Raw genomic sequence first — 15,923 nt, forward strand, 5'->3', positions numbered from 1 at the left:
CGCCGGGGGGCATAGGAAATCGGGAAAAAACAAAGGCGAGTTGCCTCGCCTTTGTTCGGACAGGTAAGCGAAAACGGCTTACTTGTTCAGTGCACGCTTCTCGACATCGAGGGCGGCTTCACGCATCACTTCCGACAGCGACGGGTGCGGATGGCAGATACGACCGATGTCTTCCGAAGCGGCCTTGAACTCCATCGCCACCACGGCTTCGGCAATCAGGTCCGAAGCGTTCAGGCCGATGACGTGCACGCCGAGGATTTCGTCGGTCTTGGCGTCGGCCAGCACCTTCACGAAACCGTCCGACGAGCCCATGCCCAGCGCACGGCCGTTGGCCGCGAACGAGAACTGACCCGGCTTGAACTCACGGCCTTCAGCCTTCAGTTGCTGCTCGGTCTTGCCGACCCATGCGATTTCCGGCGAGGTGTAGATCACCCACGGAATGCAGTTGTAGTCGATGTGCGGCTTCTGACCGGCAATGACTTCGGCCACCAGCACGCCTTCGTCTTCGGCCTTGTGCGCGAGCATCGGGCCACGCACCACGTCACCGATCGCATACACGTTCGGCAGCTTGGTGCGGCAGTGATCGTCCACGGGAATGAAGCCGCGCTCGTCGGTCGCCAGACCGATGTTGCCCAGACCCAGATCGTCCGTGTTCGGCACGCGACCGACCGACACGATCAGGCGATCGACTTCGAGCGTGTGCTCCTTTCCGTCTTTGTCCGTGTAGTTGACCGTGACGTTGTCCTTGCCGGTCTTGACTTCGCCGACCTTTACGCCGACGTTGATGTCCAGCCCCTGCTTTTTGAACTGCTTGGCGGCTTCCTTGGCCACGCCGGCGTCGGCAGCGGCCAGGAACTCCGGCATGGCTTCGAGCACGGTGACTTCGGCACCCAGGCGGCGCCACACCGAACCCAGCTCCAGACCGATCACGCCGGCGCCGATCACGCCCAGCTTCTTCGGTACCGTGTCGAACGACAGCGCGCCCTCGTTATCCGAGATGAGCTTGTTGTCGACCGGCATACCCGGCAGATGGCGAGCCTTCGAGCCCGTTGCGATGATCACGTTCTTGGCGGTGACCGATTCGGTCTCGTCGCCCTTCACGTCGATCTGGTAACCGCCGTCGCTCTTGGCGACGAGCGTACCGTGACCCTTGAGCCACGTGATCTTGTTCTTCTTGAACAGGAACTCGATGCCACCGGTCATCTTGTCCACGATGCCCTGCTTGCGCGAGAGCATCTTGGCGATGTCGATCTTGACATCCGACGTGGTGATACCGTGATCGGCCAGATGATGACCGATCTTTTCGAATTCTTCCGACGACGCCAGCAGCGCCTTCGACGGAATGCAACCGACGTTCAGGCACGTACCGCCCAGCACCATCTTGCCGGCCGGGTTGGTCCACTTCTCGACGCACGCGACGGAGAAGCCAAGTTGCGCAGCGCGAATCGCGGCGATATAACCACCGGGGCCGGCGCCGATAACGACTACATCAAATGCTTTGTTTGCCATTTTGAGACTCAGTGAAGGTTGACGGCAGGGGGAGGCGCGGCGCGCCGGCCACGACATGCGTGGCCTGACGGCACCGCGCGGTGCGCGCTAACGCTTACAGGTCGAGCAGCAGGCGAGCCGGATCTTCCAGCGCTTCCTTCATGGCGACGAGGCTCAGCACGGCTTCGCGACCGTCGATGATACGGTGGTCGTAGCTCATGGCGAGGTAGTTCATCGGGCGGATGACGATCTCGCCGTTTTCCACGACGGCACGGTCCTTCGTGGCGTGCACGCCGAGAATGGCCGACTGCGGGGGGTTGATGATCGGGGTCGACAGCATCGAGCCGAACACGCCGCCGTTCGAGATCGAGAACGTACCGCCGGTCATTTCTTCGATCGACAGCTTGCCGTCGGCAGCCTTCTTGCCGTACTCGGCGATCTTCTTTTCGATGTCGGCGAGGCTCATCTGATCGGCGTTGCGCAGGATCGGCACCACCAGACCACGCGGCGAGCCGACAGCGATACCGATGTCGAAGTAGCCGTGGTAGACGATATCGTTACCGTCGATCGAGGCGTTCACGGCCGGGTACTTCTTGAGCGCGTGCACGGCGGCCTTGACGAAGAACGACATGAAGCCCAGCTTCACGCCGTGTTCCTTCTCGAACTTGTCCTTGTACTTGTTGCGCAGATCCATCACCGGCTTCATGTTGACCTCGTTGAACGTGGTCAGAATGGCGTTGGTCTGTTGCGACTGGAGCAGACGCTCGGCAATACGGGCGCGCAGACGCGACATCGGCACGCGCTGTTCCGGACGGCCTTCGAGCGACTGGTCGCGGCCCGTCGGGGCAGCGACCGACGGCAGTGCGGCACGTTGTGCCGGGGCCGGGATCGACGAAGCCGCCGCAGCCGCCGGCTTGGCGCCGGCAGCCAGGGCGTCGCCCTTGGTCACGCGGCCGTCACGGCCCGAACCGGCGACGTCGCCGGCCGACAGGTTCTTCTCGGCCAGCACCTTGGCAGCGGCCGGGCTGGCGATGTTGCCCGAAGCACCACCGGCGGCGGGGGCGGCGGCCGGGGCGGCAGCCGGCGCAGCGGTTTCGGCCGGCTTGGCGGCGACCGGCGCAGCGGCGCCTGCCTTGGCTTCGGTGTCGATCTTGGCAATGATTTGTTCGGACGTCACGGTGTCGCCGGCAGCGGCCGACACTTCGACGAGCACGCCAGCGGCCGGGGCCGGCACTTCGAGCACGACCTTGTCGGTCTCGACTTCAATGATGGTTTCGTCCTGCGCAAACGCTTCGCCGACTTTCTTCTTCCAGTCGAGCAGCGTGCCTTCGGAAACCGACTCGGAAAACTGGGGGACTTTGACTTCAACAATGGCCATTTCTGGATCCTGGATTCGATAAACGTTCAATTCGGAAATACGGCAGCGGCCGTCCCTGGGGGAGGACGACCGCTGTAAGACCTAACCGGTTACTGCACCACCGTCGCGCCCTTCAGGCTGCGACCGAAAGCGACGTCGAGCAGCGACTTGAGCTGTTCGTAGTGCTTGGCGTAGTAACCCACCGCGGGCGATGCCGAGGCCGGACGACCGGCATATGCCAGCTTCTGACCGGCGCTCATGGCTTCGAGCAGGTGGTGCTCGATGTAGAACCACGGACCCTGGTTCTGCGGTTCGTCCTGAGCCCACACCACTTCGGCGAGGTTTTCGTACTTCTTCAGCTCGTTCTCGAACGCCTTGTGCGGGAACGGGTAGAGCTGTTCCACACGGACGATCGCAACGTCGGTCGACTTCTCTTCACGACGGCGTGCAATCAGGTCGTAGTACAGGCGGCCCGAGCAGGCGATGACACGCTTGACCTTGTTGGCGTCGATCGCGGCATCGGTTTCGCCGATGACGGTCTGGAAGCCGCCCTTGACGAGTTCCGACAGATCGCTGACCGCTTCCTTGTGACGCAGCAGCGACTTCGGCGTGAACACGATCAGCGGCTTGCGCTGCTGACGGATCATCTGACGACGCAGCACGTGGAAAATCTGTGCCGGCGTGGTCGGCTGAACCACTTCCATGTTCGTATCGGCGCACAGCTGCAGATAGCGTTCCATGCGTGCCGACGAGTGCTCCGGACCCTGGCCTTCATAGCCGTGCGGCAGCAGCATCGTCAGGCCCGAGACGCGGCCCCACTTCACTTCGCCGCTCGAGATGAACTGGTCGATCACGACCTGGGCACCGTTGGCGAAGTCGCCGAACTGGCCTTCCCACAGCACCATCGTGTTCGGCTCGGCGGTCGAGTAACCGTATTCGAAGCCCAGCACGGCTTCTTCGGACAGCACCGAGTCGATGACCGTAAAGTTGGCCTGACCGTCCGCCACGTGTTGCAGCGGGATGTACGTACCGTCGTTCCAGCGCTCACGATTCTGATCGTGCAGCACGGCGTGACGGTGCGTGAACGTGCCGCGGCCGGCGTCCTGACCGGTCAGGCGAACGGCGAAACCCGACGCCACCAGCGAGGCGTAAGCCAGGTGCTCGCCCATGCCCCAGTCCAGCGGCTGCTCGCCTGCGCCCATCTTGCGGCGGTCGGCGATGACCTTCTCGACGAGCGGGTGAACCTTGAAGTTTTCCGGAATCGTCGTGATGCGCTCGGCCAGTCGCTTGATCTCGGCCAGCGGCACGGCCGTATCGGCCTTGTCGATGTACTTCTTGTTCAGGAACGGCACCCAGTCGACGGCGTACTTGCTCTTGTAGTTCGAGAGCACCGGGTCGATGGTGTGGTGGCCGTCGTCCATGGCCGAGCGATAGGCTTTGACGAAGCCGTCGCCTTCCTCCGCCGTGATCACGCCCTGCTGCACCAGCTTCTCGACGTACAGCGCGCGCGTGCCCGGGTGTTGAGCAATCTTCTTGTACATCAGCGGCTGCGTGACCGCCGGGGTGTCCTGCTCGTTGTGGCCAAGCTTGCGGAAGCAAACGATGTCCACGACGGCGTCTTTCTTGAACTCCTGACGGAATTCGAGCGCGAGCTGCATGGCCAGCACGACCGCTTCCGGATCGTCGCCGTTCACGTGCAGCACCGGCGCTTCGATCATCTTGACCACGTCCGAGCAGTACGTCGTCGAGCGCGCATCGCGCGGGTCCGACGTGGTAAAGCCGATCTGGTTGTTGATGACGATGTGCACCGTGCCGTGCGTGCCGTAACCGCGCGTTTGCGCGAGGTTCAGCGTTTCCATCACGACGCCCTGGCCTGCGAAGGCCGCGTCACCATGGACCTGCACCGCCAGCACGCTGGCCGCGTCGGCTTCGCCGCGACGGTCCATACGGGCCTTGGCCGAACCTTCGACCACCGGGTTCACGATTTCAAGGTGCGACGGGTTGAACGCCAGCGACAGGTGGACCGGGCCGCCCGTGGTCGAGACGTCGCTCGAGAAGCCCTTGTGGTACTTCACGTCGCCTGCCGGCAGATCGTCGACGTGCTTGCCTTCGAATTCGGCAAACAGGTCCGACGGCATCTTGCCGAGGGTGTTGACCAGCACGTTCAGGCGGCCGCGGTGGGCCATGCCGATCACGATTTCCTGCACACCCTTGCTACCGGCGTGGTGGACGAGCTCGTCCATCGCCACGATGAAGGATTCGCCGCCTTCGAGCGAGAAGCGCTTCTGGCCGACGAACTTGGTATGCAGATAACGCTCGAGGCCTTCAGCGGCCGTCAGGCGTTCGAGAATGTGCTTCTTCTTTTCAGCGGTGAAGTTGGGCGTCGCGCGCACCTTCTCCAGACGCTCCTGCCACCAGCGCTTTTGCACCGGATCGCTGATGTACATGTACTCGGCGCCGATCGAGCCGCAGTACGTGTCGCGCAGCGCCTTGAGCAGATCGCGCAGGCTGGCCTGTTCGAAACCGAAGTACGTGTTCTCTGCCGAGTACACGCTGTCCATGTCGGCTTCGGTCAGGTCGTAGAAAGCGGGTTCCAGTTCCGGAATGGCCGGACGTTCCTGACGCTTGAGCGGGTCCAGATTGGCCCAGCGTGCGCCGAGGAAGCGATAGGCGGCGACCAGCGACTGCACGTGCACCTGCTTGCGGGCCACGGCCAGGTCGGAAGCGCCGGCGTGCGACACGAAGGCATTGGCCTTGGCGCGCTGGGCGAACGACTCCACGATCGGGGCGTGAGCCACGTCGTTGGCGTTGGAACCATCAACAGCGGGAACGTTTTGCAGCGCGTCGAAATACTGGCGCCAGTTGTCCGGCACGGAAGCCGGATTATCAAGATACGATTCGTACAGTTCTTCGACGTAGGGGGCATTGCCGCCGAAGAGGTACGAGTTCGCTTGGAATTGTTCCATCAAACTCATTTTGCGCTCACCTTTTCTACGAGTGTCTCGAGAAATAGCGGGTTACGAAACCTTCCGCGACACGGCCTGACCGATTAGCGGATTGCGAGAATCAAGTGGTGCTTGGAAGGACCTGATCAATCACGGCGTGGAGCATAGCACGTTTTCCCAAGGGTCACCGCCCTGGAAAGCCGTCGCACGGGGATTTGCGGGGTGTCCGCCGCATGGGTTGCCGCCCCCCGCCTGCGCCGCGCCGAACACCCGTTTGCATCGAATCGACCGTGCGCGCTTCCGACCCCGATTTCCCCCTAGCTCCCCGCGATTCGACCGCGAACATGCCGTCATCGTGCGCACTTGTCGCATATTCCTGTTACGCAACAGATGACAGCCATTGCCACGGTCCGCCACCCCGATATGCAGAAAAGATATATGGAAAATGGCTTTTATTATTTTAATTTCTAAGTCCCCTGCCCGAGCGGGACGATGCACGCGTGAAGCCGGCGTGGCATGCACCTGGCGCCCTTGCCACCCTTGCCGTCCGGCTCGCCCCCGCAACATCCCGCAACATCCGATCCCGCAAAAAGAAAAGCCCCGGCGCTTTCACGCCGGGGCTTCCCATCTCGGATGACGCACCGATCAGTCGTTACTGCCCGCGTAAGGCACCATGCAGCGCTTGACGGTGTTCTCGAAGTCACGCGGCAGGTTGCTGCCCGGGGTCTCGAAGTACTGGATACGGGCGCCGAACCCGCCTTGCATGACGTCGACGTACGGGTTGTAGATCGCGTTGTTGTCCTTGTCGTGACCACGATAGACACGCACACGGTCCGCCCCCTGACGCGCGTAGCTCGTCGAATCGACGTTGGTAGAAAGCTCGCTCCAGCCGTGGTAGATGCAATTGAGCACCATGAAACGATCGGCACTGGTGCCTTGATCGAGCAGTCGACCCGTTGCCGGATCGGGCCGGCTCATCTGGTTGATCGGACCACAGCCTGCCGTCAGACCCGCCAGTACTGCCACCGTCGCCATCAGCGCCACTCGCTTCATACCTCGACACCCTCAACTGAGCAAAAAGATGCGCAATGTTACCCGGTTAGGCGGGCCGCCGCCATGGACATGCCCGCTCACGCGGCCAGCGACAGCGGGGCGCCACCGGCCGAGTGCAATGCGGTGCGTCGCCCGCTGCCCGGCGCGACGCCCTGCGCCAGCGCTTCGTCACCCAGCCGGAACCGCGCCATTTCCTCACGCAACGCGTGGGTCTGGTCCTCCAGCGACGCTGCCGCCGCTGCCGCCTGCTCCACCAACGCCGCGTTCTGCTGCGTCACGGTGTCCATCTGCGTGACGGCCTGATTGACCTGTTCGATGCCGCCGCTCTGTTCGTCCGACGCCGCCGAGATTTCGCCCATGATGTCGGTCACCCGCTGCACGGCTTGCATGATCTCGTCCATCGTGCGTCCCGCTTCGGTCACCAGCGTCGAGCCGTCGGACACCTTCTGCGCCGACGCCTCGATGAGCGCCTTGATTTCGCGTGCGGCCGTGGCGCTGCGCTGGGCCAGCGTGCGCACCTCGCCGGCCACCACCGCGAAGCCGCGCCCCTGCTCGCCGGCTCGCGCAGCCTCGACGGCCGCGTTGAGCGCGAGGATATTGGTCTGGAACGCAATGCCGTCGATGACCGCAATGATGTCGACGACCTGCGACGAACTTGCCGAGATACCCTGCATCGTGTCGACCACGCGCGCCACGACGCGCGCGCCACGTGTCGCGATGTCCGAGGCGTTGACGGCCAACTGGCTCGCCTGGCGCGCGTTGTCGGCATTCTGTTTGACGGTCGCCGTCAGTTGCTCCATCGAGGAGGCCGTCTCTTCGAGGGATGCCGCCTGCTGTTCGGTGCGCGCCGACAAATCGGTATTGCCCGCCGAGATCTCGGCCGTGGCAGTGGCCATGGCGTCGCAACTGTGGCGCACACCGCGGATCGTGCCGGCCAGTCTGGACTGCATCGTCTCGAGCCCGCGCATGAGCATCGACATTTCGTCCTTGCCACGCACGTGCACGGGGTTGTCGAGTTGGCCCGCGGAAATGTTCTCGAAATGCGACAACGCCTCGTTCAGCGGCCGCATGATCGCGCCGCGCAACGAGAAGTAGCACGCGATGGCCATCAGCACGCCCAGCGCCGTCGCGCCGATGCTCAACCAGCGAAACGCCGCGAGCTCTGTCATCGACGCCTCATAGGTCTGCTCGCCGAGCTTGAGCTTGTAGGCGGCGAGCGCATCGCTTGCCGTGGTCAGCGACGCGTAGTGCTTCGGCAGCACGTTCATCGTGATCTCGTCCATGGCGGTACGGTCACGCGCGTCGATGGCGGCGAGCATCGGGTCCATGCCCTGGGCGAAGAATGTCGCGCGCCGGGTGGCAACGTCATCCGCCAGACGTTGCTCTTCGGCCCCATGGGGCAGCGCCTGATATGCCGCCCATGCCGCATTGGCGTCCTTGATCATGTTGCGCGCACGGGCGGCAACCTTGTCGACGTCGGGCGATTCGGGATGCAGCACGATGCGATCGAGAATCGCGCGCGTTCGCGCAAGCGTGGCGTTGTCCTTACCGAGCGCCACGGTCGCCGCGAGATGATTGGCATACGTTTCGCGAAGCGCATCGCCAGTGCGCGTCATGCCGGCCATGCCCAATGCGCCCAACACAATCAATAACACCGCCAACAGCGCCATGGTCATGCCCAGGCGCGCCTTGATCGAAAAGCTTCGCAACATGCTGTCGTCTCCGTCTTGCTGAATGGGTATCCCACCCCTGTCCGGCCTCTGATGGGCCAGTACTACTTGTCACATCGGCGCATCGCGCGCCAGACTTGAGCATCCTGCGGGTTTACGTGCCTGTGAGCCAAGATGCCGACGCGCGCCCGGATTGATCGATATCAATCGTCGGGCGTCCGACACGTCGCGTAAAGGTCGAGTCAGGTCGAGTCAGCTCGAGATCGTCACGCGAACTCACCGGGAAGACGCCGAGGAACGACGCCGTGCTGCGAGTGATCGGGGGGTGTGCGAAATCTTATTACGTTTTTTATATATACATTCAATATATTCGGATCATGATCGAAGGACTTGAGAAACTGTTGGCCGCCGGCAAGGACAACGCCCTGTTGCGCTTTGGTCTCGGAAAGGCCTATCTGGACCTGCGGGATTTCACCGTCGCCGCCGATCACCTCGCGCGTTGTGTCGCGTTTGACGGGGCCTACACCGCAGCGTGGAAATTGCTGGGCAAGGCGCGTCAGGGCGCGGGCGACATCGAGGGCGCGCGCGACGCATGGACGCGCGGCATCTCGGCGGCGCAGGCGCACGGCGACCGGCAAGCGGAGAAGGAAATGACGGTCTTTCTCAAACGGCTGGGCTGAATTCGCACGATGTGACCGCTCGGTTTTTCCGAACCGGCGTGTACACCGCGAGCATGGTATCTTGCAGCCTGCTCCTTTCACGAGACTCGAACGCATCGAGCGTTCGGGATGCCACCACAATGCCCGAAATCTCCACCTGGCTGGCCTTCGCCCTGGTCGCCATCGGCATGGCCCTGACGCCCGGGCCAAACATGATGTATCTGATTTCGCGCTCGTTATGCCAGGGACCTGCCGCCGGTCTTGTGTCGCTGGGCGGCGTGGCATTGGGCTTCGTCTTCTACATGCTTTGTGCGGCTTTCGGTATTACCGCCCTGCTCTTCGCGGTGCCGTTCGCCTACGATGCGTTGCGCTTTGGCGGCGCCATCTACCTGCTATGGCTGTCATGGCAAGCGCTCAAGCCCGGCGGCCGGTCCCCGTTCGAGGTGCGTACGCTACCAAAGGACAGTAATCGTCGTCTTTTCACGATGGGCCTGCTGACTTCGGTGCTGAATCCGAAAATCGCCATGCTTTATCTCGCGCTGCTGCCGCAGTTCGTGCACCCCGGGCACGGGAGTGTACTGACGCAGTCGCTGTTCCTCGGCGTCACGCAAATCGTTTGCAGCGTGGCGGTGAATGCCTCCGTGGCGCTATCGGCCGGCGCGATTTCGCGCTTTCTCGGCCAGCGTCCGGCATGGCTGCGTATTCAGCGTTACCTGATGGGCGGTGTGCTCGGCGCACTGGCCCTACGTATGGCAACGGAGGCGCGTCGCTGACGATGCGCCCCGTGCGCGAGCGGCGACGGCGCATGCCGGATGCTCGTGTCGCGCCCCCCCCCGCAGTCTGTCCACCGTAGCCCCCTACTTTTTTCGGGAGGGATGCGCCGGGCGTGGCATACTGCACCGATTTCGCCGCGCGGCGGGGATCCACGCAGCGCTAGGCCGGCCGGCCTGTTCCCATCCTGCATTTTTCGTTGGGTATGTCCTTGAAGCATTGTTTGCCGCCTCGTGCGCCGTCGCAACGCGCGCACCGCTTGTCCCCCGTCGTCACCCCTCAGGCGCAGTCATCGCACGCCGCCTCGCCTCGCCTTCATGGCGCTTCCTTCGGCGGTCTCCTTGGTCGCGTTGGTCGCGTTGGTCGCCCCATCGGTCGCCAGCGCGGTTTCGGCACGATTGGCGTCATCCTCGTCGCCCTGGCAGGGCTGGCGGTTGTCGCGGCCCTGATCGTCGGGTATGCGCTGATCGTCATGCGCCCGAATCTGCCGCCGCTGGATGTCATCACCGACTATCGGCCCAAGGTGCCGTTGCGCGTCTATACGTCCGATAACGTGCTGATCGGCGAATTCGGCGAAGAACGACGCAGCCTGGTGACCATCGACCAGATCCCGGACGTGATGAAAAAAGCGGTGCTCGCCATCGAGGACTACCGCTTCTACGACCACGGCGGCGTCGATTTCATCGGGATTCTGCGTGCGGGCGTGTCGGACGTGATGCACGGCGGCGCAGCGCAGGGCGCCAGTACGATCACCATGCAGGTCGCCCGCAACTTCTTCCTCTCCCGCGAGAAGACGGCCACCCGCAAGATTTACGAAATGTTGCTCGCGTACAAGATCGAGTCCGCGCTGTCCAAGGACAAGATTCTTGAGCTGTACATGAACCAGATCTACCTGGGCCAACGCGCGTACGGCTTCGCCAGTGCGGCACGGATCTACTTCGGCAAGGACCTGAAAGACATCACGCTGGGCGAAGCTGCGATGCTCGCCGGTCTGCCCAAGGCGCCCTCTGCCTATAACCCCATCGTCAACCCCAAGCGCGCGAAGATCCGGCAGGAGTACATCCTCAAGCGCATGCTCGATCTGGGCTACATCTCGCGCAATCAATACGAGGATGCGCTGCACGAACCGATTCGCACGCGCACGTCCGGCAACGAGTACAACGTGCATGCCGAGTACGTCGCGGAGATGGTGCGTCAGGCGGTGTACGACGAGTACAAGGACGACACCTACACGCGCGGTCTGACGGTCATCACCACGCTCGATGCCAAAAAGCAGCAAGCGGCGTATGAAGCGGTGCGCGCGGGCGTGCTCGATTACGAGCGCCGGCACGCCTATCGCGGCCCCGAGGGCTTTGTGGAACTTCCGGCTGCCATGCCGGACCGTCAGCAACTGATCGAAGACACGCTGCTGGAGCATCCCGATAACGGCGACCTCATGGCGGCGGTGGTCGTGGCGGCGAGTGCGTCGCAAGTCACGGCGGTGCCGCTGTCGGGCGACGCCGCCGTCATCAATGGGGACGGCATCGGCTTCGCCGCCTCGGCCCTCTCGCCCAAGGCCAACGAGAAGATTCGCATTCGCGTGGGCTCGATCATCCGCGTCATGAAGGACGCTAAGGGCAAATGGCGCATTTCGCAGTTGCCCGAAGTGCAAGGGTCGTTGGTTTCGCTCTCACCGGACGATGGTGCAATCCGTGCGCTCATCGGCGGCTTCGACTTCAACCAGAGCAAGTTCAACCGTGCAACGCAGGCATGGCGTCAGCCGGGATCGACGTTCAAGCCGGTGGTCTATTCGGCGGCCATCGAAAAAGGCGTCAGCCCTGCCACGATGGTCATGGACGGCCCGCTGAACCTGCCCCCCGCGCAAACGGGCGGCCAGGCGTGGGACCCGCATGACGACGACGCCTTCAGCGGCCCGATGACGGTGCGCGAAGGTCTGCAACGCTCGAAGAACCTCGTTGCGATCCGTCTGCTGCAATTCGCCGGCACGCAGTACACGCAGGATTACGCCACGCGCTTCGGCTTCGACGCCGACAAAGTGCCGCCCTATCTGCCGATGGCCCTCGGCGCCGGACAGACCACGCCGCTGCAACTCGCAGGGGCGTATGCCGTGTTCGCCAACGGCGGTTATCGCGTCGCACCGTATCTCATCAGCGAGATCCGCGATGCGCGCGGCAACGTGCTGAACAAGGCGACGCCGGTTGTCGCGGGCGTCAACGCGGCGCGCGCTATTTCCGCGCCGAACGCGTTCATCATGAACAGTCTGCTGCAAACGGTGGCGCAGCGCGGCACGGGCTCGGGAACGAACGCGCTCAAGCGCACAGACATCGCCGGCAAGACCGGCACGACCAACGACGCCGTCGACGGCTGGTTCGCCGGTTATCAGCGCTCGCTCGTCGCCGTCGCATGGCTCGGCTTCGACCAGCCGAAAACGCTCGGCAGCCGGGAATTCGGCGCACAACTGGCGCTGCCCGTCTGGCTCAAGTACATGGGGGTCGCGCTCAACGGGGTACCGCAGCAGCAAATGCCGATGCCCGAGGGCGTGAGCGTCGTGAACGGCGAGTTGTACGAATCCGACAAGCTGCCGGGCAATGGCTTTGTCGCTAGCATCGGCATCGAAGACAACAGCGGAGGCTTCTCGCTGCCGTTCTTCGGCAACCGTTCGCCGTCGCCCGCAGCCCCGCCGCCCGCTGCCGGTCAGCCGCCCTCGCCCGGCGGCACCGACGCCAGCGAGAAAGCCCGCATTCTCGATATGTTCAAGCACCCGTGATTTCGCCCTGAGTCCGGTGAGTCCCGGACTCACGCCGGTGTGAGCGGCGTCGATCCGATCCTCCGGCAAGCCCAGGAACGGCCGCCCGTGAACCGACACGGCGGCCGTTTTTGCTTTGGCTTGCGTCATCCTGCGGAACGCAAGAACGTACAAGCGTGCGCGGGGCCGAAACCGCTATGCTGAGCGCTCCGTTCATTGCTCAGTTCATCGCTCCGTTCATCTCTTACCCATCTACAGGAACGTTTCACCATGCCGGTTCTGTCCCGCACGGCAAGCTTCGCCGCAGGTGCTCGCGATACGTTGCCGATGATCGTCGGCGCTGCGCCATTCGGTCTGATCTTCGGCGCGCTGGTCGCCTCCACGCCTCTGGCGCTATGGCACGGTCAACTGATGTCGCTAACCGTGTTCGCCGGGTCCAGCCAGTTCATCGCTGCCGGGTTGTTCGCCACGGGCGTGGGTTACGCCGTCCTGTGGGCAACGACGCTGATCGTCAATCTGCGACACATGCTGTACGCCGCGAATCTGTTGCCACACGTAAAGCACCTGAACTTGCGCTGGCGTGCCGTGCTGGGCTTTCTGCTTACCGACGAAACGTTTGCTGTCACCAGCAGCTATTTCCATCGCCACCCGGACGACCCGATGGGCCACTGGTACTTCCTCGGCTCCGCGCTGTCGATGTATCTGAACTGGCAACTGTGGACGTTGGCCGGCCTGCTGTTCGGCGCCGCCTTTCCCCGTCTGCAAACCCTCGGGCTGGACTTCGCGATGGTGGCGACGTTCATCGCGATCATCGTGCCGCAAATGGCGCGCGCGCCCTGGGCGATTGCGACGATCGTCGCCGGCGCGTCCGCGTTTCTGTGTCGGGGGATGCCTTACAAGCTCGGGCTGCTCGTGGCCGTTGCGCTCGGCATTGCCGCTGGCATGCTCGCCCTGCATGCGAAGCGTCGGGACGGCGCGCGACCGGACTCGGGCGGCGCGAATAACGATCGCCGAAACAGTGCGCAGGATCCCTCCGGCATGCGCTCGCAGGAAGCGCCGAAGGGAGGTGCGCAATGAACTACGTCGTCGCAATTCTCGGCATGGCGGGCGTAACGTTCGCGGTCAAGGCCGGCATCTTCGTGCTCGGCGACCGGGTGCGTTTTCCCGAGTGGCTGCGCGAAGCCCTGTCGTTCGTTCCCGTCACGGTGCTCACGGCGATCATCGTGCCCATGACGCTTGCCCCGCACGGCGATGGCCTCGAACTGACGTGGCGCAACCCGCAACTCGTAGCCGCGCTGGTCGCGATCGCCGTGTGTGCGGCAACGCGTCATCAGCTACTCACGATCGGCGCGGGACTGGCTGTCATTTTTGCCTGGCAGCTAGGCGTGCTCGCCTAAGAAAAAAGCGCCGTAACAGGCGCTTTTTTTCCATGGAACCGCACCGATCGTCGGCGCAGGGTCAGACGCTCATCGTTCCCAGCGTTCCGGCGCGATAGGCGGCAACGAAGGCATCGAAGTCCCCGACCTGCGTGCGCTCGAGTTCGGCTTGCGTGTTGAGCGACTTGCGCGCCAGCGTCTCGAAATGATCGATGACGGCAGCATCGAGGGGCATGTCGCGCAACGTCCGCGCGTGACGCTTGCTCTGTTCCAGTGCAAACGCCTGAAACGCGCCGCCCGCCGTGCCGCGCAGCGGTTCGAGCGCGGCCATGACACGGGCGGACGGCGTGAGCGATACGTCCCGCACCTTGGCACGCTGCAAGGCCATCGAATGCGCATAGTGAGCGCCGCCGCGTTGCGCGTCGAACGCCGCTGCGGTGCGATCGATGCGATCGAGCAGTTCGTCGGCCCAGTCGGACAACGTGATCGCTTCGCCGCCGCGATGGAGCATCAGGCCCGGCTTGCGGCCCGCTTTGACCACATGCGCGAAGTTATCGCGATTCTCCACGTTCTCGGCGTTCGAACACGACGGGCTGTTCTCCAGTGCGCAGAACAACAGGAAGGCGTCGATGAATCGCGCCGTGTCGACGTCAATCCCGACCGGCTCGAACGGATCGATGTCGATACAACGCACTTCGACGTACTGCACGCCCCGGCGCGCGAGCGCCTGCACCGGACGCTCGCCACTGTACGTCACACGTTTCGGACGAATCGTCGCGTAGAACTCGTTTTCGATTTGCAGCAGGTTCGTCGAGAGCTGAATCCATTGCCCGTCGCGCTTCGTGCCGAGCGCTTCGTAAGCCGGATGCGGCTGGCTCACCGCCTGCGTGAGCGCATCGATATAGCTCGGCAGGCAGTCGTAGCAGGGCGAGACTTCCGATTGCGCGCTGTTCTGATAACCCAGATCGCTCATGCGCAGGCTGGTGGCATACGGCAGCCCGAGCGTGCCTTCGTCGAAGGTCTCCAGACCATGGTCGCGCCCGCGCAGGAACTCGGCGTGCAGCACCGGCGAAGCACCGAACAGATACATCAGCAACCAGCTGTAGCGGCGGAAGTTGCGGATAAGCGCGACGTAACGCGCCGACTGATAGTCACGCGGGGAGTCCGTCGCCCCTTCGGCTTCGCGAAGCAGTTCCCAGACGGGCTCCGCGAGCGAGAAGTTGTAATGGATGCCCGCAATGCACTGCATCGGCTTGCCGTAACGCAGCGCAAGGCCGCGACGATACACATGCTTGAGCATGCCGATGTGGGAGGTACCGTAATCAGCAATCGGAATCACGTCCTCCGGCGGCAATGCCGGCGGCATCGAATCGCTCCACAGCAGTTCGGCGCCGAGCTTGCGATAGGCGAACTGATGAATCTCGTCGAGACGGGCAATGACATCGGCGGCGTCGCGTTGCGGCGGCGTGATGAACTCGAGCAGTGCCTCGGAGTAATCTGTGGTGATCTCTTCGTTGGTGAGCGCGGAGCCCAGCGCGCGAGGATGCGGCGTGAGCGCAAGTGCGCCGCTGGCCTCGACGCGCAGCGTTTCACGTTCGATGCCCGACAGGCCCTGACCGAGCAGATCCCGGTGCGCGGGCTGCATGATGAGCGCCAGACGCTGATCGAGCAACGCGTGGGCGTCAGACTGACCAGCGTGAGCGGTGGTAGGTTCGTTTTGACGATTCTGGTTTTCCAACTTCCATCCCTCTGGACAAGCGCGGTGCTATGGCATGACTGTCGCCGAGAAGATCCGGCATGACGAGACGTCATGGTCGGCGCGGGTTTCGGCGGCGAACGGCATACGGAGGTCTACGGG

11 protein-coding genes are annotated in these 15,923 nt (G+C 63.4%); 5 read left to right on the top strand and 6 right to left on the bottom strand.

All coding sequences use genetic code 11. The features are described from left to right. Nucleotides 1-78 precede the first annotated feature (78 nt). The 5 genes from lpdA to UC34_RS26055 all read right to left on the bottom strand — a co-directional run bounded on the left by lpdA (nt 79) and on the right by UC34_RS26055 (nt 8,555). Entirely contained in the window at nt 79-1,509 is a 1,431-nt protein-coding gene (lpdA, locus tag UC34_RS14490) for a dihydrolipoyl dehydrogenase (RefSeq protein WP_044456105.1), read from the bottom strand. A gap of 94 nt (nt 1,510-1,603) precedes the next feature. After that, nucleotides 1,604-2,866, bottom strand: a complete 1,263-nt coding sequence (odhB, locus tag UC34_RS14495) for a 2-oxoglutarate dehydrogenase complex dihydrolipoyllysine-residue succinyltransferase (RefSeq protein ID WP_044456106.1) — start codon at nt 2,864-2,866, stop codon at nt 1,604-1,606. 89 nt (nt 2,867-2,955) lie between these two features. Beyond that, nucleotides 2,956-5,811, bottom strand: coding sequence for a 2-oxoglutarate dehydrogenase E1 component (locus UC34_RS14500; RefSeq protein ID WP_418303903.1), 2,856 nt, complete (start codon nt 5,809-5,811; stop codon nt 2,956-2,958). Nucleotides 5,812-6,435: 624 nt separating this feature from the next. Continuing rightward, on the bottom strand, nt 6,436-6,843 hold the full coding sequence (locus UC34_RS14505) for a hypothetical protein (RefSeq protein ID WP_044456107.1): 408 nt from the start codon (nt 6,841-6,843) through the stop codon (nt 6,436-6,438). Nucleotides 6,844-6,920: 77 nt separating this feature from the next. Next, nucleotides 6,921-8,555, bottom strand: a complete 1,635-nt coding sequence (locus UC34_RS26055) for a methyl-accepting chemotaxis protein (protein ID WP_044456108.1) — start codon at nt 8,553-8,555, stop codon at nt 6,921-6,923. Between the two features lie 335 nt (nt 8,556-8,890). Here UC34_RS26055 and UC34_RS14515 point away from each other — a divergent pair, with 335 nt between their 5' ends. The 5 genes from UC34_RS14515 (at nt 8,891) to UC34_RS14535 (ending at nt 14,086) form a co-directional block, all read left to right on the top strand. After that, nucleotides 8,891-9,193, top strand: coding sequence for a tetratricopeptide repeat protein (locus UC34_RS14515; RefSeq protein WP_044458207.1), 303 nt, complete (start codon nt 8,891-8,893; stop codon nt 9,191-9,193). Nucleotides 9,194-9,312: 119 nt separating this feature from the next. Then, nucleotides 9,313-9,945 carry a LysE family translocator gene (locus UC34_RS14520; RefSeq protein ID WP_044456109.1) on the top strand — a complete coding sequence of 211 codons (633 nt, stop codon included), beginning with the start codon at nt 9,313-9,315 and terminating at the stop codon, nt 9,943-9,945. 203 nt (nt 9,946-10,148) lie between these two features. Next, on the top strand, nt 10,149-12,710 hold the full coding sequence (locus tag UC34_RS14525) for a penicillin-binding protein 1A (protein ID WP_418303904.1): 2,562 nt from the start codon (nt 10,149-10,151) through the stop codon (nt 12,708-12,710). Nucleotides 12,711-12,959: 249 nt separating this feature from the next. After that, nucleotides 12,960-13,766 (top strand): AzlC family ABC transporter permease, encoded by an 807-nt coding sequence (locus UC34_RS14530; protein ID WP_084070660.1) that lies wholly within the window; start codon nt 12,960-12,962, stop codon nt 13,764-13,766. Then, the gene (locus UC34_RS14535; protein WP_044456110.1) at nt 13,763-14,086 is read left to right on the top strand and encodes an AzlD domain-containing protein; all 324 of its coding nucleotides are present in this window, start codon (nt 13,763-13,765) and stop codon (nt 14,084-14,086) included. Before UC34_RS14530 ends, UC34_RS14535 begins: the two co-directional genes overlap by 4 nt. Before the next feature lie 61 nt (nt 14,087-14,147). On the opposite strand, the gene gshA is transcribed toward UC34_RS14535, so the two are convergent. Continuing rightward, nucleotides 14,148-15,710 carry a glutamate--cysteine ligase gene (gene gshA, locus UC34_RS14540; RefSeq protein WP_044458210.1) on the bottom strand — a complete coding sequence of 521 codons (1,563 nt, stop codon included), beginning with the start codon at nt 15,708-15,710 and terminating at the stop codon, nt 14,148-14,150. Between the last annotated feature and the right edge of the window lie 213 nt (nt 15,711-15,923).

The sequence above is a fragment of the Pandoraea vervacti genome (genome assembly GCF_000934605.2).
GTDB lineage: Bacteria > Pseudomonadota > Gammaproteobacteria > Burkholderiales > Burkholderiaceae > Pandoraea > Pandoraea vervacti.

Excerpts from the sequence above, each read along its gene's own strand:
- lpdA (WP_044456105.1), bottom strand. The coding sequence starts at position 1,509 with ATGGCAAACAAAGCATTTGATGTAGTCGTTATCGGCGCCGGCCCCGGT.
- odhB (WP_044456106.1), bottom strand. The coding sequence starts at position 2,866 with ATGGCCATTGTTGAAGTCAAAGTCCCCCAGTTTTCCGAGTCGGTTTCC.
- UC34_RS14500 (WP_418303903.1), bottom strand. The coding sequence starts at position 5,811 with ATGGAACAATTCCAAGCGAACTCGTACCTCTTCGGCGGCAATGCCCCC.
- UC34_RS14505 (WP_044456107.1), bottom strand. The coding sequence starts at position 6,843 with ATGAAGCGAGTGGCGCTGATGGCGACGGTGGCAGTACTGGCGGGTCTG.
- UC34_RS26055 (WP_044456108.1), bottom strand. The coding sequence starts at position 8,555 with ATGTTGCGAAGCTTTTCGATCAAGGCGCGCCTGGGCATGACCATGGCG.
- UC34_RS14515 (WP_044458207.1), top strand. The coding sequence starts at position 8,891 with ATGATCGAAGGACTTGAGAAACTGTTGGCCGCCGGCAAGGACAACGCC.
- UC34_RS14520 (WP_044456109.1), top strand. The coding sequence starts at position 9,313 with ATGCCCGAAATCTCCACCTGGCTGGCCTTCGCCCTGGTCGCCATCGGC.
- UC34_RS14525 (WP_418303904.1), top strand. The coding sequence starts at position 10,149 with ATGTCCTTGAAGCATTGTTTGCCGCCTCGTGCGCCGTCGCAACGCGCG.
- UC34_RS14530 (WP_084070660.1), top strand. The coding sequence starts at position 12,960 with ATGCCGGTTCTGTCCCGCACGGCAAGCTTCGCCGCAGGTGCTCGCGAT.
- UC34_RS14535 (WP_044456110.1), top strand. The coding sequence starts at position 13,763 with ATGAACTACGTCGTCGCAATTCTCGGCATGGCGGGCGTAACGTTCGCG.
- gshA (WP_044458210.1), bottom strand. The coding sequence starts at position 15,710 with ATGCAGCCCGCGCACCGGGATCTGCTCGGTCAGGGCCTGTCGGGCATC.